General features: G+C 68.0%; 18 protein-coding genes. 11 read left to right on the plus strand and 7 right to left on the minus strand.

Features of this window, described 5'->3' with window-relative positions; genetic code table 11:
* Positions 1-533: 533 nt before the first annotated feature.
* Both ACFVWG_RS01520 and ACFVWG_RS01525 read left to right on the plus strand, forming a co-directional pair.
* Positions 534-1,121: a methyltransferase domain-containing protein gene (locus ACFVWG_RS01520; RefSeq protein ID WP_391541162.1), complete on the plus strand. Its 588-nt coding sequence runs from the start codon at positions 534-536 to the stop codon at positions 1,119-1,121.
* Positions 1,100-1,312 (plus strand): hypothetical protein, encoded by a 213-nt coding sequence (locus ACFVWG_RS01525; RefSeq protein ID WP_391541163.1) that lies wholly within the window; start codon positions 1,100-1,102, stop codon positions 1,310-1,312. The genes ACFVWG_RS01520 and ACFVWG_RS01525 overlap by 22 nt, the downstream gene beginning before the upstream one ends.
* Here ACFVWG_RS01525 and ACFVWG_RS01530 read toward each other — a convergent pair.
* Complete coding sequence (locus ACFVWG_RS01530) at positions 1,305-1,826, minus strand: dihydrofolate reductase family protein (protein ID WP_391541164.1); 522 nt, start codon at positions 1,824-1,826, stop codon at positions 1,305-1,307. The two genes, ACFVWG_RS01525 and ACFVWG_RS01530, sit on opposite strands and share 8 nt — an antisense overlap.
* A 23-nt stretch (positions 1,827-1,849) precedes the next feature.
* Here ACFVWG_RS01530 and ACFVWG_RS01535 point away from each other — a divergent pair, with 23 nt between their 5' ends.
* Positions 1,850-2,956 carry a Gfo/Idh/MocA family protein gene (locus ACFVWG_RS01535; protein ID WP_391541165.1) on the plus strand — a complete coding sequence of 369 codons (1,107 nt, stop codon included), beginning with the start codon at positions 1,850-1,852 and terminating at the stop codon, positions 2,954-2,956.
* A 263-nt stretch (positions 2,957-3,219) separates the two neighbouring features.
* Positions 3,220-4,623 carry a hypothetical protein gene (locus ACFVWG_RS01540; RefSeq protein WP_391541166.1) on the plus strand — a complete coding sequence of 468 codons (1,404 nt, stop codon included), beginning with the start codon at positions 3,220-3,222 and terminating at the stop codon, positions 4,621-4,623.
* Positions 4,624-4,664: 41 nt separating this feature from the next.
* On the opposite strand, the gene ACFVWG_RS01545 is transcribed toward ACFVWG_RS01540, so the two are convergent.
* Positions 4,665-5,618: a GlxA family transcriptional regulator gene (locus ACFVWG_RS01545; RefSeq protein ID WP_391541167.1), complete on the minus strand. Its 954-nt coding sequence runs from the start codon at positions 5,616-5,618 to the stop codon at positions 4,665-4,667.
* Positions 5,619-5,688: 70 nt separating this feature from the next.
* Here ACFVWG_RS01545 and ACFVWG_RS01550 point away from each other — a divergent pair, with 70 nt between their 5' ends.
* Entirely contained in the window at positions 5,689-6,276 is a 588-nt protein-coding gene (locus ACFVWG_RS01550; RefSeq protein ID WP_391541168.1) for a DJ-1/PfpI family protein, read from the plus strand.
* 32 nt (positions 6,277-6,308) lie between these two features.
* On the opposite strand, the gene ACFVWG_RS01555 is transcribed toward ACFVWG_RS01550, so the two are convergent.
* Complete coding sequence (locus ACFVWG_RS01555; RefSeq protein ID WP_391541169.1) at positions 6,309-7,046, minus strand: TetR/AcrR family transcriptional regulator; 738 nt, start codon at positions 7,044-7,046, stop codon at positions 6,309-6,311.
* 109 nt (positions 7,047-7,155) lie between these two features.
* Between ACFVWG_RS01555 and ACFVWG_RS01560 the strand changes: the two genes are divergently transcribed.
* On the plus strand, positions 7,156-8,073 hold the full coding sequence (locus ACFVWG_RS01560) for an NmrA family NAD(P)-binding protein (protein ID WP_391541170.1): 918 nt from the start codon (positions 7,156-7,158) through the stop codon (positions 8,071-8,073).
* Between the two features lie 11 nt (positions 8,074-8,084).
* Here ACFVWG_RS01560 and ACFVWG_RS01565 read toward each other — a convergent pair whose 3' ends face one another.
* On the minus strand, positions 8,085-8,672 hold the full coding sequence (locus ACFVWG_RS01565; RefSeq protein WP_391541171.1) for a TetR/AcrR family transcriptional regulator: 588 nt from the start codon (positions 8,670-8,672) through the stop codon (positions 8,085-8,087).
* Positions 8,673-8,776: 104 nt separating this feature from the next.
* Between ACFVWG_RS01565 and ACFVWG_RS01570 the strand changes: the two genes are divergently transcribed.
* A complete protein-coding gene (locus ACFVWG_RS01570) occupies positions 8,777-9,559 on the plus strand; it encodes an SDR family NAD(P)-dependent oxidoreductase (RefSeq protein WP_391541172.1) in 783 nt (260 codons plus the stop codon).
* 126 nt (positions 9,560-9,685) lie between these two features.
* Here the strand turns inward: ACFVWG_RS01570 and ACFVWG_RS01575 are convergent, their stop codons facing one another.
* Positions 9,686-10,900: an aldose epimerase family protein gene (locus tag ACFVWG_RS01575; RefSeq protein ID WP_391541173.1), complete on the minus strand. Its 1,215-nt coding sequence runs from the start codon at positions 10,898-10,900 to the stop codon at positions 9,686-9,688.
* Positions 10,901-11,133: 233 nt separating this feature from the next.
* Between ACFVWG_RS01575 and ACFVWG_RS01580 the strand changes: the two genes are divergently transcribed.
* Both ACFVWG_RS01580 and ACFVWG_RS01585 read left to right on the plus strand, forming a co-directional pair.
* On the plus strand, positions 11,134-11,733 hold the full coding sequence (locus ACFVWG_RS01580) for an isochorismatase family protein (protein ID WP_391541174.1): 600 nt from the start codon (positions 11,134-11,136) through the stop codon (positions 11,731-11,733).
* Positions 11,734-11,737: 4 nt separating this feature from the next.
* On the plus strand, positions 11,738-12,649 hold the full coding sequence (locus tag ACFVWG_RS01585; protein ID WP_391541175.1) for a GlxA family transcriptional regulator: 912 nt from the start codon (positions 11,738-11,740) through the stop codon (positions 12,647-12,649).
* Between the two features lie 111 nt (positions 12,650-12,760).
* Here ACFVWG_RS01585 and ACFVWG_RS01590 read toward each other — a convergent pair whose 3' ends face one another.
* A complete protein-coding gene (locus tag ACFVWG_RS01590; RefSeq protein WP_391541176.1) occupies positions 12,761-15,880 on the minus strand; it encodes a glycoside hydrolase family 3 N-terminal domain-containing protein in 3,120 nt (1,039 codons plus the stop codon).
* 308 nt (positions 15,881-16,188) lie between these two features.
* Between ACFVWG_RS01590 and ACFVWG_RS01595 the strand changes: the two genes are divergently transcribed.
* Positions 16,189-18,900, plus strand: a complete 2,712-nt coding sequence (locus ACFVWG_RS01595) for a DUF4082 domain-containing protein (RefSeq protein ID WP_391541177.1) — start codon at positions 16,189-16,191, stop codon at positions 18,898-18,900.
* Positions 18,897-20,039, plus strand: a complete 1,143-nt coding sequence (locus tag ACFVWG_RS01600) for a mandelate racemase/muconate lactonizing enzyme family protein (RefSeq protein WP_391541178.1) — start codon at positions 18,897-18,899, stop codon at positions 20,037-20,039. The genes ACFVWG_RS01595 and ACFVWG_RS01600 overlap by 4 nt, the downstream gene beginning before the upstream one ends.
* A 156-nt stretch (positions 20,040-20,195) precedes the next feature.
* Here the strand turns inward: ACFVWG_RS01600 and ACFVWG_RS01605 are convergent, their stop codons facing one another.
* Positions 20,196-20,918 carry a PIG-L deacetylase family protein gene (locus ACFVWG_RS01605; RefSeq protein ID WP_391541179.1) on the minus strand — a complete coding sequence of 241 codons (723 nt, stop codon included), beginning with the start codon at positions 20,916-20,918 and terminating at the stop codon, positions 20,196-20,198.
* Position 20,919 lies beyond the last annotated feature (1 nt).

Genomic DNA, 20,919 nt, shown 5'->3' on the forward strand with positions numbered 1-20,919 from the left:
CTCCCCTCAATGTGCTGGTTCTCCCCTGAAATTTCGAGGGGAGAAGGGGCAACTTGAGGGGAGATCCCCTGAAATTGCCGTCGGTGGGGTGGAGGGGCCCGGCGGGGTGGGCGGTGCTGCGGTGGTGCGGTGCGGTGGGGTGGGGTTGGGCTCGACGCCGCCGCGTCCGCCAGGCTCAGCTCACCGCCTCCGCGCTCGCTGACCTCGCCGCCGCCCCTGCGCATTTGACCGGATATCCCCTCAATGTGCTGGTTCTCCCCTGAAATTTCGAGGGGAGAAGGGGCAACTTGAGGGGAGATCCCCTGAAATTGCCGTCGGTGGGGTGGAGGGATCCGGCGGGGAGGGGCGGTGCTGTGGTGGTGCGTGCGGTGGGGTTGGGGCAGGGGTCGGTGGGGCGGAGGGGTCCGGCGGGGAGGGGGCGGTGGTGCGGTGGAGGGGTCCGGCGGGGGTGGTGCGGTGGGGTGGAGGGGGTCGGGGGAGGGGGTGGTGGGGCGTGAAACGGTGGTGATATGCCGTGGGGGCATGGTGGGTGCATGGATGATCCGGCGGGGTTCCGGGCGGTGGATGCCGCAGCGGGCGACTACTTCGTGCGGTTTCTGGACGCGCGTGCGGAGGTGCCGGCGGAGCTGGTGGTCAAGGGGGCGATCGCCGGCCTGCTGGATGTCCAGGTGGGGATGGCGGTGCTGGATGTTGGATCGGGAACAGGGGACGATCTGATCGGCATCGCCGCGCTGGTGGGGGAGGGCGGCCGGGCCGTCGGGGTGGATGTGAGTACGGCGATGGTCACCGAGGCGAGGCGGCGTACGGCGGAAGCGGGGGTGCCGGCCGAGTTCGTCGTGGGGGACGCGACCCGGCTGGAGTTCGCCGACGCCGGCTTCGACCGGCTGCGGGCGGAACGGGTACTGATGGCGATGGCCGACCCGGAGACCGCCGTACGGGAGATGGTGCGGGTGACGCGGCCGGGGGGGTGGTCGTGCTGTCCGAGATGGATGCGGGGACGATCTTCCTCAACAGCTCTGACCGCGAGTTGGTGTTGGCGCTCGAACAGGGATTCGCGACGGACCTGGCGACGCCGGATGCCGGGCGGGGCCTGCAGCGGATGCTGGTTGCGGCTGGGCTGAGCGATGTGCGGTTGGAGCCGACCGTCGTTCAGAACACGGTCGCCTTCCTCCGCATCCTGTTCGGAAACCGGGTGGCCGCGCTGGCCGACGAAGCGCGGGCGGCTGCGTTCTGGGAGGAGCTGGAGCAGGGCGAGCGAGAGGGCTGGCTGTGCTCTGGTGGTGTCTGCTTCGCCGCGGTCGGGATCAGATGACGGTGTAGTCGGACTGGACGAAGCCGGCCTTCAGGGTTCGGGTGGCGTTGTGGACCAGGGTGACGTCGTGGTCGAGGTCACCGAACAGGCGGAGGCCGGAGCCGATCAGGACCGGCGCTGTGGTGATCGTGAGCTCGTTGAGCAGGCCGGCCCGGAGGAAGGTCTGGATGAGCTTGCCGCCGTCGGCGTAGATGCGCTGCGCGCCGCGGTCGGCGAGAGTCTCGACCAGGCCGTCCAGGGTGCGGTGGACGATGACGCGCTCGTCGACGTCGGGAGCGAGCGTCGTACTGAGGACCTCGACGTGTTTGCCTTCGTAGGGCCAGAAGTCGAAGCTGAGGACCTGCTCGAAGGTGTTGCGGCCCATCACGACGGTGTCGATCGACGCCATGAACTCGTCGTAGCCGGTGTCACCGGCCTGCTCGCCACGCTCGGTCAGCCACTCGATCGAACCGTCGGACCGCGCGATGTAGCCGTCGAGGCTGGTCGCGATGAAAACCGCCACATGAAAGCTCACACCCCCAAGTGTAGGGTGAGAGCGTGCTGACCCGCGTCGCAGTGGCTGGTGTGCACGGTCACGGCGCTACCCATGTCCAGAACGTGCTGAGGCTGCCCGATCGGGCACGGCTGGTGGCGATCGCCGATCCGCGGCCGCCGGCCGATCTTCCTTCTGGGGTTGAGGTTTTCGACTCACTCGATAAGTTGCTCACGGCAACTATTGTCGATGTCGTGGTCATCAGTACACCGATCCAGACACATGTGCCGTTGGCGGCGATGGCGCTGCGCGCGGGAGCCGACGTACTGCTGGAGAAACCGCCGACCGCGTCGCTGGCCGAGTTCGAGCAACTGTCCGCGGTGATCGCGGAGACCGGCCGTGCGTGTCAGGTCGGTTTCCAGGCACAGGCGTCGGAGGCGACGCTGCACCTCGCGAAGATCATGGCCGAGGGCAAGCTCGGGGAGATCCGCGGGATCAGTGCCGTCGGCAAGTGGCTGCGCACAGCCCGGTACTTCGATCGTGCGCCCTGGGCCGGTCGCCGGACCCTGAACGGCGTCGCGGTGGTCGACGGCGCGGTCACCAATCCGTTGGCTCACTCAACTGCCGCGGCCCTGCTGCTCGACGGGTCGACCGGCGTGGACGACATCCGCTCGGTTGAGACCGAGTTGTTCCGGGCCAATGGCATCGAGTCCGACGACACCTCGACGGTGCGCATCACGACGACGCGCGGTACGCCGATCGTCGTCGCAGTGACGTTGTGCGCGACGGAACACCTCGACCCCACGGTGATAGTCCACGGCTCTGAAGGTCGCGCCGTACTGCACTACTCGACCGACACTCTCGAGCTCCATCAAGGCTCTTGCATGACCTCGAAGACCCTCGAGCGAACCGACCTTCTGAGCAATCTTCTCGACCATCGCGCAGATCCCGCCGTACCGCTGTATTGCCCGTTCGACGCGACCGGCGGATTCACCCGTGTCGTCGAGGCGATCCGGCTCGCGCCGGAGCCTGTCGTGATCCCAGAAGCCTTGGTGCGCTGGGAAGGCGAGGGTCCCGACCGGCATCCGGTTGTCGCCGATGTCGAGCAGTGGATCGACCGCGCCGCCGACGAATTGGCATTGTTCAGCGAGGTCGGCGCACCCTGGGCGTAGTACTGGGCTTTAGTACTGGGCGACGTTGTTCCGTACACCACCCATCCGGGGTCGAGCAGGTTTTCCTCCGCGTACTTCCGTGACTTTGTCGAGTTTGCCTTTCGGACGTGTAAAGGTCAGGGTGGGTGGGCAGGTTCGAGACGTTTCCGGATTCGCCTCCCCGTTCGGGGCCGGGAACCGGTAGCCTCGTGCCGCCGTACCAGTCAGCCCCGCCGTCCGCGACGGAACTGCCGGAGTGCCCAAACCGGTCAGGAGACCACGTCTTGCAGGAGAACACCAGCAACACCAGTACTGGCGAACTGGCGAACGTACCCCTCACCGGGGCGGACAAGGTCGCCTACGCCTTCTACGCCACGGCGGCCGCGGCCGCCCTCGTCGGTCAGGTGTGGGCCGGTGTCACCCACATCCCGTGGCCGGACAGTGGCTTCTCGCCGTTCCTCAAGATCGTCCTCGTCACTCCGGCGGTGGCGGTCCTCGAGCTCGGTGGTGTCGCCACCGCCGCGCTCGCCGACCTGCGGCGGCGCAAGGGTGAGACGGCCTACGCGTACCGGGCGATGTCGTTGTTCGCCGCGGTCGTCGCGGTCGTCTTCAACGTGATCGGTCACTGGCGGCCGGAGGAGCGCTTCCTGGCGTTCGGCTTCGGCGGCCTGTCGGCGTTCGCCTATGTGCTGTGGCTGATCCACAGTTCGGCCCGCCGCCGCGACGCGCTGCGTCGCGCCGGGCAGATGATGACCACCTCACCCGTGTACGGCGTGGTGCAGTGGGCGCGTGAGCCGAAGGTGACCTGGCAGGCGCGGTCGCTGGCGATCGAGCACGGCTACGGTCTCTACGAGAGCCTGCACGCGGCCCGGCACCAGATCCGGAACAAGACCCGTCGCGACGCGATCGCGAGCACGGTCGCGGAGTACATCCGCTCCGAGCACCAGGACGAGCGGCTGGCGAAGATCGCCGAGACGACCTACGACCCGGACCGGCTGGCCGGCATGCTCGAAGACCGGATCAACTACGAGGTCATCACCAACAAGCTGACCAAGGCGATCTCCCCGCCGCCGGAGCCGGAAGAGACTCCCGACCCCGACCTGCGCGCGGCCGTCTGGGTCGTCGAGGGCGAGGCGCCGCGGGCGCGCCAGATCCGTGCCTCCGACACCGGCGTCTCCCTGCGCGACGAAGGCGCCTGGGGCGACGCGATGACCGGCGAACTGATGGCGGTCGACTACCTGCCGTACGACCGCAGTACCGACGAGTCGGTCGCCGAGGCGGTCGTGGTCGAGGACCAGAGCGAGCAGAAGCACGTCGTACAGAACGGCAAGGCCAACGGCAAGCTCAAGGCGACCGCTCCCAAGGAGAAGGTCGAGCCGGTCGTGCAGAAGCCGGCCGCGCCGTCGCCGTTCGCCGAGCCGACCGACAACGAGCCCCCGGCCCTGATCACCACCGCGACCGAGTCGAAGGCCAAGGACGAGTCCCCCAAGGGCGACGACGAGCCGGAGCCGACCGCCCTCGAGAAGAAGCGCATGCGCGCCTGGGCCCTGCTGGCCGACTGGCCCGAGGACCGCGAGCGCACCGCCCAGTCCCTCGCCGCCGCCATCGCCTCCAGCGAGCCGATGGCCGCCCGCTTCATCCAGCAGTACGACGTCGAGCACGGCCTGGCCACCACCTCGCCGAACTGAACCGATCGTCCCCAGAGCCCGCGCCGATCCCGGCGCGGGCTTTACCTTTCCCCGACCGACCCGCCGAAGGTGCGTCGGTAGCCGGTCGGAGTGATGGCGAAAGCCTTGGTGAAGTGCTGCCGGAGCAGGACGGCGGTACCGAAGCCGGTGGCGGTGGCGATCTGATCGACCGTGAGCTTCGTGGTCTCGAGGAGCTCCTGCGCCCGCATCAGGCGCTGGCGGATCAGCCACTGCAGCGGGGTTGTCCCGGTCTGGGCGCGGAACTGCCGGCTCAGCGTCCGGGTGCTCATCGAAGCGTGGGCCGCGATCGTGTCGAGGGTGAGCGGGTCGGCGAGGTGCTCGCGCATCCAGCGCTGCGCGGGTTCCAGCGAATCGTTGCCTGCAGCAACGGGTGTGGTGATGAACTGGGCCTGCCCGCCGGCCCGATGAGGTGCCATCACCAACCGCCGAGCGACGGTCGCCGCGACTGCCGAACCGTGGTCGCGGCGGACCAGATGCAGACAGAGATCCAGCCCGGCGGTCACGCCGGCCGAGGTCAGGACGTCACCGTCGTCCAGGTAGAGCGCGTCGGTGACCACGTCGATTGCCGGGTAGCGGCGAGCCAGGTCGGCCGCGTGCGCCCAATGGGTGGTTGCCTGGCGTCCGTCGAGCAGCCCGGCCTCGGCCAGCACGAACGCGCCGGTGCAGATCGACGCCACCCGGATGCCGCGTCGGTGTGCCTCACGCACGACCTCGACTACCTCGGGCGCGGCCTCGAACGCTGCCGGGACGATCACCGTGTGCGCCTCCAATGCCGCATGCAGCGGGTACGGCGGGTCGGCGTGGAAGATCGGCCGTCGATGCGCCATTACCGTCGTACGACGGGATCCGCAGACGCGCACGTCGTACAGGTCAGCACCGGTGAGCGGGTCGGCCGCGGTCGCGAACACCTGGCATGCGCCGGCCAACTCGATTCCGACGCTGCCCTCAAGGACGAGCGCGGCCACGGTGAGCATGGCGCGAATCTACTCGGTCATGTCTTTCCAGCCACTCTCCACGGAGCGCCGCACGACGCAGGGTGGGTGGATGCGAATCGACGTACTGATGTTCGAGGGAGTCGCCGAGGTGGACGCGCTGGCGGTGTACGCGGTCTTCGCCAACGCGAAGGGGCGCGGTGTCGCGGTGGATCCGCGGCTGGTCACCGCGGACGGCGCGACGTCGGTGAAGGGCTGTTACGGAACGACGATCAGCCGACTGGAGCCGTGGTCACCGGAGACGGCTGGGGTGCTCGCCGTGTCAGGTGGCTGGATCGAGGAGGAGATCGCGCGCGGGGTCATCCCGGCGCAGCTCGCCGCTGCCAAGGAGGCCGGCGGTCCCGGGCTGATCCTGGCGGGGATCGACTCCGGTGCGATCTTGCTCGGGGCGGCCGGACTGATCGCGGGGCGACCGGCCACGACGCATCGACCGGGCTACGACCTCCTGAGGCCGTACGCCGAGGTGATCGATGCCCGGGTCGTCGACGATGGGGACCTGGTCACCTGTGGCAGCGGCTGGTTCGCCGGAGTGGACCTCGCCTGCTGGCTGCTCGAACGCGAGCTGGGTGCCGTGGCCGAAGTGGTCGCGCTGGAGCAGTGGATCGGGCGGGATCGCCAGGGGACGGTCTGGCGCGGCTAGAGCGTGGTGTCAGCACTGTCATGTCCCGGAGGCTAGCTGGCGAGGCGTCGACGGCGGGCCCGTTGCCGGCATGCGGCCCCGCAGTAGCGGACTGGTCGACCGGTGGGTCGGACCATGAGTGGAGCTTTGCATTCCGCGCAGAACGTGACAGTGTCCCGGCGGATATCGGGGCTGTCACGAAAGTACTGTCCTTCCGTGACGACAGCGGAAGGGCGCAGACTGTCGAGGGTGAGCTGGACGAGCCTGTGGCCGGCAGCTCGATCGCGGCGGGACGCGAGCATCGAGACGCATCCGACGGTGAGTGCGACAACATCGTCAGGGCCGATGTCGGCACGGACACTTCCTGCCCGCTGTGCTGCGTGGAGCAGGGCGGTCAGGACCTGGCGGAATCGAAGCACGGACGCCGTGAGCATCGGCCGCGGCCAGCTCGCGTCGGCGGCCACCACATCGCAAAGGTGCTCGCGCCGCTTGGACTTCTCGACGACGTCCAGCAGGAATCCGAAGAACGCCTCAGTAGCTGCGGATTGCGCCGCCCGCCGCTCGCCAGAGGCGATCAGCTCGTCGAGGTGCTGGGTGAACACCGCTTCGAGGAGCGCCTGCTTGGTCGGAAAATGCCGGTACACGGTGCCCGCGCCGAGACCGGCCCGGCGCGCGATCTCGACGAGCGGGACGTCGAGTCCCTGCTCGGCGAAGGCATCTCCGGCGGCAGACAGCATCTTGGCCCGATTGCGGCGGGCGTCGGCCCGGTCGCCGCCGATCACTTCAGTCATGTCACGAAACCCTTTGTGTGCCCGACTCAACCGGGTTGGATTATTCCAGATATCCCCCGGGTCCGCCTCTGTCCAGAGCAACTGACCCCGGAGAAACGAGGAGGATGACATGACCGACGCACCCATCCATTCCGGCACCGGCCCGGTCGCTGTGACCGGCGCGACCGGCAAGCAGGGCGGCGCGACAGTACGACGGCTGCTGGCCGGCGGTCGACCGGTGCGCGCGCTGGTCCGAGACGAGACGACACCGGCCGCCGTAGCGCTCGCGGACGCGGGAGCCGAGTTGGCACTTGCGGACTTCGACGAGCCGTCGAGCCTGGCGCCGGCACTGGATGGCGCCACCGCTCTGTTCGCCGTGCCGCCGGTTGCGTACGGGCCGGCGGGCAGCAACCCAGAACTGGAATTCACTCGCGGCCGCAACCTGGCCGACGCAGCAGCCGCCGCAGGTGTCCGGCAGGTGGTGTTCACCGGTATCGCTTCGACCTCCGGGGACACTTTCGCGGGCAGCGGAAAGTGGCGCATCGAGCAGTACCTGCGCGAACAGATCCCGCTGGTGACCGTACTGCGCCCGGTCCGGTTCATGACGAACTACCTGGCGGACTTCGGCATCGGACTCGACGGCTTCGTCGACGGCGTCCACCGGCACATCTTTCCGCCGAACGAGCCCGTCCAGATCATCGCCCTCGAAGACATCGCCGAGTTCGCCGCTCTGGCCTTCGAGCAACCGGATCGGTTCGCTGGACGGACTCTGGAGCTGGCGGGTGACAGCCCGAGCCCGGCTGAGGCTGTCGCTGCGATCAGTGCGGCGACCGGAGTCGCCTTGCGCTACGAGCAGCTCAGCCACGACGAGGCGGCCGCGCTGAACCCGGAGATCGCCAAGACCCGCGAACTCTGGATCTCCGGCCAGCGCTGGCACGCCGACATCGAAGCGCTACGGGTCATTCACCCCGGTCTACGCACCCTGGCGGACTGGCTCTCCGAGGGCGGCGCCGCCGCACTGCGCCTCCGCCTGCTCGGCGCCGCCTAGTAGTGGAGCGGCTAGAGGCTTGTGCCGGGGGTGCCGACGCCGTGGAGGAGGGTTTCGACTAGTTGGGTGGCGACGGCGTCGGTGTCCAACTCGGTGTCGGGGTGGGCGGCGGCGTCTTGGCAGACCTCGTGGAGGAGGGCGTAGTAGACGCGGCGGGCCCAGAGGGGGGTGACGTCGGGGCGGAGGATGCCGACGTCGGCGAGGCGGGCGAAGAGCTGGTCGCAGCGGTCGACGACGTTCGCCTTGATCCGGTCGGCTTCGTTGCCGGGGGCAACTGATGCGTCCATGGCGAAGCCCCAGGAGAGCTTGACGGCCAGGACGTTCGTGGTCGCCTGGTAGAGGGCGACCAGGGGTGGGGTGGAGTCCGGGCGGGCCGCGTCGACGGCGTCGGACAGTTGCTGCGCGGCCCAGGTGGCGAGGGCGGCGATCAGGGCTTCGCGGGTGGCGAAGCGGCGGTGCACGGTGGTGCGCGCGACGCCGGCGGCGGCGGCGATCTCCTCCATGGTGGCGGTCGGCTTGCTGCTCAGGATGCGCTCGGCCGCCTCGAGGATCGTCAGCACGGTGCGGGCGCTGTCAGCGCGCAGCCTGGTCTCGGTCATGCGTCCAGACTACCGTGAGGATGCGATTAACGAGCTACTTGCGTCATGTGTGATGCAAGTAGTACCTTGAGTGAGTCAACCGAGATGCGCTTAAGGAGTTTGTGATGGATCTGCAGTTGAAGGACAAGACAGCGCTCGTCACCGGTGCGAGCCGGGGGATCGGGCTGGCCGTGGTCGAGCAGTTCACCGCCGAAGGGGTCCGCGTGGTCGCGGTTGCCCGCACCAGTACGCCGGAACTGCGGGCGACCGGGGCATTCGTCGTACAGGCTGATCTCGGGGTGGCCGGTGGGCCCGAGCAGGCGGTTGCGGCAGCGCTCGCGGAGGTCGGCGAGCTCGATCTGCTGGTGAACAACGTCGGCGGTGGGGATGGTGAGGTCGGCGCCGGATTCCTGGACATCGACGACGCGACCTGGCAGACGATGTACGAGCTGAACCTCTTCGCGCTGGTTCGTGCCACCCGCGCTGCCCTGCCGAGCCTGATCCGTCAGCAGGGTGCGATCGTCAACGTCTCATCGAACTCGGCGCGCGTGCCGTCGGCCGGCCCGTCTCCCTACTCGACGGCGAAGGCGGCGGTGACGGCGTTGGGCAAGGCACTGGCCGAGGAGTTCGGTCCGCAGGGTGTGCGCGTGAACACGGTGTCACCCGGCGCGGTGCGGACGGCGCTCTGGACCTCGCCGGATGGGTACGGCGGTAGGCTCTCGCGCCAGCTCGGGATCCCGCAGGAGCACCTGCTGGCCGCGCTGCCCGAGCAGACCGGGATGCTCACCGGTCGCCTGGTCGAGCCGACCGAGGTGGCGGCCCTCGTCACCCAACTGTGCTCGCCGCTGTCGGCCAGCATCATCGGCGCCGACATCCTGATCGACGCCGGCGGAACCAAGACCGCGTGAACCGCGTGAACCGCGTGAGCGCATTTGGCTGGGTAAGCACTCCCGTTGGGGGTTCAGCACCCTGGTTATGAGTGCAGAACCCCTACTGTGAGTGCCTAGCCAGCCAAATTGGGCCGCGGCGACGGGCTATTTCGCGCCGAAGGTGTAGACGGTCGAAGTCTTGTAGGTCTGGCCGGGGCGCAGGACCGTGGAGGGGAAGTTGGGCTGGTTGGGGGAGTCGGGGAAGTGCTGGGTCTCGAACGCGAAGGCGTCGCCCTGGCGGTAGGCCTTGTGGCCGATTCCCCGGAAGGTGCCGTCGAGGAAGTTGCCGCTGTAGAACTGCGCTCCCGGCTGGTCGGTGTGCACGGTCACCGTGCGGCCGTCCTCGGGCTCCCAGAATCGGGCGGCGAACCGCAGTCCGTCCGAGCCGACCTTGCTGCTGAGCACGAAGTTGTGGTCGTACCCGCGGCCGACGACGAGCTGCGGGTGGTCGCCGCGCAGCCGGGCACCGATCGCGGTCGGCTTGGTGAAGTCGAACGGCGTCCCGGCGACCGGGGCGAGCTCGCCGGTCGGGATCAGGCCGGCGTCGACCGGGGTGTACTTGGATGCGGCCAGTTCAAGCACGTGGCGGTCGATCGGGCCGCTGCCCTCACCGGCCAGGTTGAAGTACACGTGGTTCGTCAGGTTCACGATGGTCGGCTTGCCCTTGACCGTCGCGTGGTAGTCGATCCGCAGGTTGTCCTCGCGGTCGAGCGTGTAGGCGACGGTCGTGGTGAGTTCACCAGGGAAGCCCATCTCGCCGTCCGGGCTGACGTAGCTGAACGCCACGCCGACGGCCTTGGAGGTCTGCACGGTCTTGGCCGACCAGACCCGCTTGTCGAAGCCCGTCGTACCGCCGTGCAGTGCGTTCTCGCCGTTGTTGATCGGGATCTGGTACGACGTCCCGTCGATCGAGAACTTGCCCTTCGCGATCCGGTTGCCGTACCGGCCGATGGTCGCACCGAAGTACGGGCTGAGCGCCGCGTAGTCGGGCAGGTTGTCGAAGCCGAGGCTGATGTTCTTCACCCGGCCGCGCCGGTCCGGCGTCTCGACCCGCTGGATCGTCGCACCCCAGGTCAGCATCGAGATGGTGACCCGGCCGTTGGAGAACGTGTAGACGTCCACCTTCTTGCCGTCCGGCGTGGTACCGAACGGGTCCTTGCGGATCTCCAGCTTGCCGTGGTGTGCACCCATGGCCGCCAACTTATCCGGCGTTGCGGTCGCGGCCGTCGCGGTGGTGCTCAAGGCACCCGCGGCGGCAGCGCCCAGGCCGAGGGCTCCGGCCGTCCGGAGTACCTGACGGCGAGGCAGGTGATCGGGCATCGCATTCCCCTCACTGAAAGTCGGCTGCGTCTTTGATGGGCAGCGGGAGCGTTTCCACGCCACCCCGCGCACTGTAGGCACTCCGGTCCAGTGTTTGGAATAGTTCGGAACGGTGTGAATTCGTCCGACCTCTCCAACGTTGTGAAGATCCCCGGTCCGGCGTGACCGGATCGGTCCGCTGTCCGCCGCGATCGGGCCTACCCGGGACGGCCACGGTCCGTGACGATGGAGCCATGAGCCGAACCGCACTTCTCGTCGTCGACGTCCAGGAATCCTTCCGGGTCCGCCCGAGCTGGCAGATCGTGAACCACCCCGATATCGCCGACCGCGTCGGTCGCCTGGTGACCGCAGCCCGCGCCGCCGGCGACCTGGTCGTCTGGGTGCTGCATACCGAACCAGGCACCGGTACGGCGTTCGACCCGGCCAGCGGACACGTCCGGCTGATCGAGGGTCTGGAGCCGATCGACGGCGAGCCGGTCATCGCCAAGACCGCGCACAACGCCTTCACCACCACGAATCTGCAGCAGTTGCTGACCCTGCAGGGCGTCGATCAGGTCGTCATCTCCGGCATCCGCACCGAGCAATGCGCAGAGACTACCGCCCGCGTCGCGTCCGATCTCGGGTACGACGTCGTGTTCGTCACCGAGGCCACGGCGACGATGCCGCTACCGCACTGGACGCTGCCCGCGGATGCCAGCATCGAGGAGATCCTGGCCGACCCCCGGACGCTGTCCGCGGAGGCCGTCACCGAACGTACCGAGTACGCGCTCGCGGGCCGGTTCGCCACCATCCGGACCATCGACGACATCGCCGCCGTACCCGTGTCATCCTGACCGAATGGGGAGCATCCGGGTCGTCTTCGTCCTGGTGCCGAAGCTGCACCTGCTGGACCTGGCCGGGCCGGCGCAGGCCTTCTCGACCGCCGAGACCCTCGGCTACGGCTACGAGCTGACCTATGTGGCCGAGGCCGACGAGGTGATGACCGCGCAGGGCGTGCCGCTGAAGACGCAATCCGAGTGGCCGGAGCTCGGCCCGGACGACCTGATCGTCGTACCGGGCTGGCGGTCGCCGCGGCTGCTTCCGGTACCGCCGATCGGCGCCGCGACACAGCAGCGGCTGCGTGATCATCACGCGGCCGGCGGATCAGTCGCGAGCGTGTGCTCGGGGGCTGATGCGCTTGGCGCGGCCGGGTTACTCGACGGCCGCCGCTACACGACCCACCATGATCTGACCGAGATGATGGCCGCTCGCTACCCGCGGGCGACCATCGTCCGGGATGTCCTGTACGTCGTCGACGACCGCATCATCACCTCCGCCGGCATCGCCAGCGGGATCGACCTCGCCCTGCATCTGATCGCGGTCGCTCGGGGTGCCGAGGCGGCGGCGCGGGTCGCGCGCGAGATGGTGGTCTACGCCCGTCGCAATGGCGACGAACTGCAGGAGAGCGCGATGCTGCGGCACCGCGGTCACTTGAGCGACCTCGCTCATCGGGTCCAGGACGTGATCGATGCCCGGTACGCCGAACGCCTGCTGCTCGCAGATCTCGCCGGCCAAGCCGGTGTCAGCGAACGCACACTGACCCGGATGTTCGCCACCGCCACGGGCCTCACCCCGCTGCGCTACCAGCAGCTGTTGAGGCTGGAGCGAGCCGAGCACCTGATCGGCCACGGCAGCACGATCGAAGCTGCGGCCCGCGCCGTCGGTTTCGAAGACGCCCGCATGCTCCGTCGCCTCCGCTCTCGCACCTAACGTCCGAAAAACCGGAGGCGGGCCCTCCGATCGTTCGGACGTTAGCTCTGGGTTGGCTGCAACGTCCGAAGACTCGCCGACCAGCGCCGGCGAGTCTTCGGACGTTATGAACTACTTCGTTTTGTAGGCGGCCGTTAGCTTGGCGACCGCCGTACCGAGGTGACCGGAGAGGGCCTCGTGCTCGGCGTCGGAGGTCAGCTTGGAGGTCGGCTCGGTGATGTTCTGGCCGATCTTGTTCTGGGCGATCCACCGGGCTGCGCCGACGACTGCATCACCCTCGGCGAAGCTGTCCACCTTCGTGCGATCCAGGAGCTTCGCGGACTGCTCGAGGGCAGCCAGCGCGATGGTTGCCTTCGGTCCCGACCAGTCCTTGGTCTGGAGCGCGACCTCGGCCGCGACCGCGGCCGCGAGGGCGTAGACATCGTGCTTGCGGAGCAAGGTGTTCCGGGCGTCGGTCAGCTTCTGCCGAGCCGCCGCCTGCGTGGTCAGACCCCACCCGAACGGGTACTGCGGGTCGTACGACGCGTCACCGACGTTAATCGGCTGCTGCGCCTCGGTCCGCGGCCAGCTGACCGGCAACCGGCCACTGAACGGCTTCTTGCCGAACAGTACGTCGGCCACGCCCGCGCCCTCGGTTCCCGGCAGCCACGACGCGACCAGCGCGTTGATCTTGCCGAGCTGGTCGGACACGACCTCAGGCCGACCGGAGACAGTCAGTACGACGCAATTCATCGCACCGCAGACCTTGTCCACCGCGGCCTTGTCGGCGGCCGTGAGCAGCTGGTCGTGCCCGTTGCCCACATCACCGACTCCTTCGGCGTACGGGCGTTCGCCGACCACGACGACTCCCACGTCATGCCCCTCGAGCGGTGCCGAGGCGTCGGCGGAGAAGGTTGCCGTCGGCACCACCTGCTTGATGCCGTCCAGAATCGTCGTACCGGTGGTGGTGGCACCGGACTTGCCCTGCCAGGTGATGCTCCACCCGCCGAGCTGGTTGCCGAGGTCGTTCGCGTTGCTGCCGGCAACATAGACCTTCGAGGTCGATGCCAGCGGCAACAGATTGCCCTCGTTCTTCAGCAATACCTGGGACTTCGCCGCGGCCTCCCGGCCGACTGCGCGATGCGCGGCCGAACCGACGGTGCTGAGCTGTGACTGGTCGGAGTACGGGTGCTCGAACAGGCCGAGCTTGAACTTCTCCCCGAGGATCCGCCGGTTCGCGTCGTCGATCCGGCTGAGCGCCACCCATCCGGCACCGACCTCGGCGGTCAGCCCCTCGGTGAACTCCTGGTACCGCGACGGCACCATGATCATGTCCAGACCGGCGTTGATCGAGGTCCGGATGTCGCTCGGGTAGTCGCCCGGCAGTTGGTCGATCGCCTGCCAGTCACTGATCACGAACCCGTCGAAGCCCATCCGCTTCTTGAGGACCCCGTTGATCAGCTCGTCGTTCCCGTGCATCTTCACCGGCGGTGCGCCGTCGATCGAGACGCTCGAGAACGACGGCATCACCGTGCCGACACCGAGGTCGACCGCGGTCTGGAACTGGGACAGGTGCAGCCGCTCCAGCTCCTCGCGGGTGACCTGGGTGATGCCCTGATCGAGCTTGTATCCACCCGTCGTCGACGACCCGTACGTCGTACCGCCGTCGCCGGCGTAGTGCTTCGCCGAGGCCAGGACGCGGTCCTTGTTCTTCAACTGGCTGCCGTCGGCCTTGCCCTGCATGCCGGTGATGACGGTTGCCATCGAGTTCACCAACGCCGGGTCCTCGCCGAAGCCTTCGTACGCACGGCCCCAGCGGTCGTCGCGGACCACACACAGGCACGGCGCGAAGTCCCACGGGATGCCGGTCGCGCGCACCTCGGTCGCGGTTACTTCACCGGTACGGCGGGCCAGGTCCGGGTCACGAGTCGCGCCCAGGCCGATGTTGTGCGGGAGGATCGTCGCGCCGACCACGTTGTTGTGTCCGTGCACGGCGTCGACCCCGTAGATCAGCGGGATCTGCAGCCGGGTGGCCTGCGCGCTCCGCTGGAAGGTGTCGATCATCGCGGCCCAGGAGGCCGGGGTGTTCGGCGACGGCACCGAGCCGCCACCGGACAGCAGCGAACCGAGCGCGTACGTCGAGATGTCGCTGCGGGACTTGAGTGCGTTCCGCTCGGCCTGGGTCATCTGGCCGATCTTCTCCGCGAGCGTCATCCGGGAGAGGAGATCGTCGACCCGCTTCTGCACCGGAAGCTTCGGGTTCAGGTACGGCAGGTCGTGCGCGTCGATCACGACGACCGGCTGGGTCACGGGCGACTTGGCCCCGGTGACGGTCAGGTTCACCGGGATCGTCTCGGCGACCTCGGCGGTCCGGTCCTTCTTGGTCACCACGGTCACGGTCTGGCTCGTGCCGGACGCCGTACCGGCGGGGAAGGTGAGCGTGCCGGAGGCCGGTGTGTAGTCGTCGGCGCCGGCTGTTCCGCCCCCGGCGGTGTAGGCGACAGTGACCGGCTCCTCGAGCGGAGTGCTGCCGGTGGTCGCGACGGCGACCTTCACCTGGGCGCTGCCGCCCTCCTTGACCGGGTAGACCTCCGCGTCCGTGCTGACGCTCGCCTTGAGGGCGGGGTCGGCCTTGCCGTAGGTCTCGACCTGGTCGATCTCGAACGCGCCGGGCGAACCCACGGGCATCGTGAACGCGTAGCCCCACATCTGGGTCAGGCCCAGGACGTGGTCGATGCCGCCAACCGGTTGGTAGTCACCGCGGTAGACGAAGTCGCTGAACGGGATCTCGACCTGCTGCCAGCCCTGCCAGTCGTCGGTGAAGCTGGTGTTCCACAGCTCCGACGCCTCGGCGTTCGCGCCGCCGTCCTTGATCTCGAGGAAGATCCGCTTCCCGGTGCCGGGCTCGGTCTGGGCGGTGTTCTGGCCGTACCACCAGAACCGGATGCCCTTGGACGCCGACCAGTTCCCGGGGTTCTGGTCATACGTGATGTCGTGGCTGAATCCGCCGTACCCGCTGATGTTGTACGTGCCGTGCAGGACTGAGCCACCTGCCGGAGCGTCTGCGCGGGTCTGCAGTTCCATCGTGGGCGGGTCGTCGGCGTCACTGCCCCAGCCGAAGATGCCGGCGTTCGGCGGGGACGCGAACGGCTCGGCCCCCTCGAAGGCGGCCAGCGTGATGGGCGGCGGGTCGTCGGCGACGGCCGGGCTCGCCACCAGCGAGCCGGCCAGCAACGCGGCGGCAGTGATCACGGCCGTTCGTCGTCGGGCCGATAAAGGTCTGACAAGGCGGGCAACTGGCCACCTGGGCATGGGCGACTCTCCTGAGCTCCAGCGCGGGCGCGCGCCCGCGTCGCGCCCGACTCTGGGCGCTGCCGCCGCTCAGATCAAGAGGTGGGCGGTTCCGGAACTAGAGCGCTCTCATGGAGCACCTTTCGACCTGGGTGTAAAGGCGGACCGTTTCCTTGTCCTCCCCGGGCTCTGCTTTTATGCTCCGATATAGAGATCAATCTTCGAGATATCGAAGCTTTAGACCTTCCTTCCGCCCCTGGAGCGTCCGCATGCCGAACCTGCCCAGACGACAGTTCCTCGCCCTCGCCGGTGGTACCGCCCTCGAGACCGGTCTGACCCTCCCCGCCCGAGCCGGTACGACGGCCGTCCCTCCCCTGACCATCCCGGCGCTGCGTGAGTGGTCCGCGGGCTCCGGCGCCCAGTACGTCGTACCGGGGCCGAGCCAGCCGTATCGGGTCATCATCCGCGGGGCCGACGCGGCCACGCTGCAGCCGGTGGGGGAGGTGCTCAAGGCGGACCTGACCAAGGTCCTCGGCCGGTCGGTCCAGGTCGAGGTGCAGGCCGCCCCGGCGCCGGTCGCGGGCGACATCGTGCTCAGCCTGACCGCGGCCCCGGTCGGTACCGACGAGGGGTACGAGATCAAGGTCGGCGCCATCCTCGAGCTCAGTGGACAGCGAGCCGGGGTGTTCCACGGTGCGCAGACCATCATCCAGTGGTTGCGCCAGGCAACGACCTTGCCGGCCGGGGTGGCACGGGACTGGCCGAAGTACCCGGAGCGTGGGTTCCTGGTCGCCAACTCGGCGCGCTTCTACACCATGACCTGGTGGCAGGGGCAGATCAACGAGATGGCGTACCTGAAGCTGAACCTGCTCTGGGTGTACGTCGGCTACGAGGACACCACGCCGTTGTCGCAGCTGAAGGAGATCGCGGCGTACGCGAAGAAGTACAACATCGCGGTCGTCCCGCAGGTCAACATGCCGGGGCACATGGAGCGGCTGCTGGCGCCCCGGCCGGAGTTTGGTCTGCCGGGTCGCGGTGGGGATCTGGATCTCAGCAAGGACGAGGCGTTCACCTACGCGCGCGGCCTGTTCTCGCCGTACCTGAGCGAGTTCGAGACGCCGTACTGGCATCTGGGGTCGGACGAGTACCTGGTCGACTTCCGCGACGACCTCCCGGTGCGGTACGACCTGTTCCCGCAGATCGGTGCCAAGGCCAAGCAGCGGTACGGCGGCAACGCACAGCCGGTCGATGCGTTCACGGGGTTCGTGAACGACATGAACACCACAGTGCGGGCCAGCGGCAAGCAGTTGCGGATCTGGAACGACGGCCTGCTGAACAGCATCACGGCCGCCCCACTGAACAAGAACATCATCGTCGAGCACTGGGTCGGCTGGCCGAACCGCAAGCTGCCGAGCCAATTGCTTGCCGAGGGCTACCAAGTGGCCAACTCCAACGGCGACTACCTGTACTACGACCCGACGGTCCGCAGGCCGGAGCCGAAGCCGATCTACGACGACTTCCACCCGGGCAAGTTCTCCGGCGAGACGGTCAGCCCGGATCTGCCCGGACTGCGTGGCGCCAAGCTGCACCTGTGGACGCTGCCGGCCAGTGAGGCCGAGGAGTTCCAGTCGGACCGGCTGATGGAGCCGTACCGGGCGCTGGCGCAGGTGCTCTGGGGATCGCCGAAGCCGTTCGCGACGTACGACGGTGGGTTCTCGAACCTGATCGCGGTCGTCGGCCGTCCGCCGTTGTTCCCGGTCGGCCGGCACACGATCTCGCCGCCGGACGGCGCCACCACCGTCTGGCCGCAGCGGAAGCCGCAGGTGACGTTCTACGACGACATCCGGCCGGAGACTGTCTCGCTGCGTGAGGGCGGGAGCGAGGCGGGGACGCCGGGTCGCTCGACGTGGGATGCCGCGACCAAGACCGTCACCTTCGCGCCGACCAACCCGTGGCGGTACGGGCAGAAGTGCGCGATGAGCTTCCAGGCGATGACCGTTTCGGGTCAGTCCGTCAGCGGGCAGTGGAGCTTCACGGTGGCGAAGGCACCGAGCCTCGCGTATCCGCGGACGCTGTTCAACGAGGAGGACGGTCCGGGGGTCGAGAAGTGGCAGGACGGCACCGAAGTCGAGCTCGGAGTGCGATTCCAGGTGGACCGGGCGGGCGTCGTACTGGGGGTGAAGTACTACAAGACTGCTGGCGATGATGGTGCGCACACTGGTTCGCTGTGGTCGGCTTCTGGTTCCAGGCTCGCAACCGGGACTTTCGTGAACGACAGCTCGATGGGCTGGCAGACCTTGCTGTTCGACCAGCCGGTGCGGTTGACGACCGGCGCGGTCTACACGGCGTCGTACCACTCACCGCAGGCGAAGTACGGCTTCAGCCGGGACTTCTTCACCAATCACCAGCAGGACAACGGGGTTCTGCATGCCCCGACCGGTGTCTTCGGGTACGGCACTAGTGCTGTGCCGACGCAGACTTCTACGACGAACTACTACGCGGATGTCATCTTCCAGCCGGACACCTACACGTTGTGGAATGTCGGGGACGCGCCTGTGTTCGGAGCGACGGAGTCGACCTCGCTGGAGATGGGGGTGAAGTTCAGCAGCTCAACGGCTGGGAAGGTGCACGGGGTGCGGTTCTTCAAGGGGACGCACAACACGGGAACTCACACCGGCACGTTGTGGACTTCCGATGGGCAGAAGCTTGCTGTCGGCACCTTTAGCGGCGAGACCGCCTCCGGGTGGCAGGAGATGCAGTTCGCTCAACCCGTCGCGATCACGGCCGGGACGTCGTACGTGATCTCTTACAGCTCGGCGGGTGGTTTCAGCGCCACCGAGAACGGGTTGGCCTCAGCGCGGCAGAACGGTTCGTTGATCACCAGCGGTCCGGGGATCTATGCGCTGCAGGCGAGTCAGTTGCCGACATTGTCGTATCAGAACCGGAACTACTTCGCCGATGTGGTGTTCTCTGAGGGATGACGACAGTGACTGACGCGCGGATCACCGACGTCGAGGTGATCGTGCTGGACAACGGGATCGAGTACGGGACCAGGCTCGGCGACGACGAGCGAGCCGGTCCCCGGCACACCTGCCTGATCCGGGTGGCGACGGACGCCGGGATCGACGGGTACGGCGATGTGGACTCGCACCCGTGGGTGGTGAAGTCGATCGTGGAAGCGGTCTCGCACATCCCGGCGTTCTGCACGGGGCTGCGCGAGGCGGCCATCGGTCAGAGCGTGTGGGATCGGACTGCGCTGTGGGACCGGCTCTACCAGCACTCTTGGTACCACGGCCGCCGCGGCCCGGTGCTGCACGCGCTCAGCGGCATCGACCTGGCCGTGTGGGACATCTGCGGGCGGCTGTCCGGTCAGTCTGTTGCCTCGTTGCTCGGTGGTGCTCAACGGGACCGGGTGCTGGCGTACGCGAGCACACTGTTCCGTGAGACGCCGGACGAGATGCGGGCCGCGACCCGCGCCTATCTGGACCGCGGGTTCCGCGCGATCAAGTTCGGTTGGGGGCCGTGGGGATCCGACCAGTCCCGCTCGCTGTTGGCCGCCGCCCGCGCCGAGGCCGGCCCCGACATCCGGCTGATGGTCGACGGTCATCTGCCGGGTGACTACGCCGCCGTACGGCGATTTGTCGCGAGTCTCGAGGACCTGAACCCGTACTGGATCGAGGAGCCGTTCCCGGCCGACCGCCCTCGGGACCTAGCTCGATTGGGTCGCGAAACGGGTCTCACCATCGCCTCCGGTGAACAACTGGGCGGCGACGAGTTCAACGAACTCCTGGCCGAACCCGGCGTCACCATCATCCAGCCCGACCTCTCCCGCTGCGGCGGCTTCACCACCCTGCAAACCCTGTCCACACAGGTCTCTCAAGCCGGCCGCCACATCGTCCCCCACGCCTGGACGTCCCCGCTCCTCACTGCCGGTACCGTCCAAGCCGCCGCCTGGCTCCCGGACCCCGTCATGGTCGAGTACAACGTCTCCACAGCCCCCATCAGCCGAGACCTCGCCAACGCCTTGCCCCTGATCGACGGTCACATCCAGGTCCCCACCAGCCCAGGCATCGGCGTACAGGTCAATCCGGACGTCATCACCAAGTACCGCATCGCCTAACACCCTCCCGCCAGCGCCTGGCGACCCGGGACGAGCGAGATCCCGTCCCCATCTGATGGGTCAACCCATCGGCTTGTGGGTTCTGCACCCGCATGAGAGTGCAGAACCCGCAACCTCATGGGGGAACCCATGAGATGGCGGTTGGGGAGGGGTGGGTCAGAGTTGGCCGGGGAGGTCGGAGGGCCAGGGGATGCGGCGGTCGGTGAGGCAGGGGCGGAAGGACTCAGCGTGCTCGACGAGGAGGCGTTGAGCGGTGACTTGGTCGTACGCCGTCAGCTGGTCGGCGTAGTCCGTGCCGCCACTGAGTTCCCGCAGCACGTCCATCTGGCTGCGGTGCAGGCGGATCAGCTCGGCCTTGCGGGTCGCGTGTTGGGGGCTGAAGGCAACGAAGTGGGTGGCCTCGAAACCGTGGCCCGGCCCGGGATCGACGTACCAGATCCTGGGGGCGTGGGGGAGGACGTCGGGGCTCGGGGCGAACGACGAGAGGGGTGCGAGCAGGGCGCTGTCGGTGACGAGCTTTGCGGTGAGGACGTGGTCCGGGTTGTAGTCGGTCGTCCAATGGGTGAAGACGACTTCGGCTCCGAGTCGGCGCAAGGTGCGGATCAGATCGGCCCGCAGATCCTTGTCCTCAAAGACGAAACCGTCCTCGCGCGCCAGGCTGACGTACTCGGCATCGAAGTACGCCGCGACCTCCTGCATCTCCGCGGTCCGGATCTCGGCCGCGCGTGCCTGCTCCGCCGGCGGGTGATACGGCAGCCCTTTGTCGCCGGTGGTGATCGTCACGAAGGCGAACTCATGCCCGGCCGCACGCAACCGCAACAGCGTGCCCAGACAGCGCATCTCGTCATCGGGGTGCGCAAAAACGCAGACATACTTCACG

The organism is Kribbella sp. NPDC058245 (assembly GCF_042882005.1).
In the GTDB taxonomy this organism is placed as follows: domain Bacteria; phylum Actinomycetota; class Actinomycetes; order Propionibacteriales; family Kribbellaceae; genus Kribbella.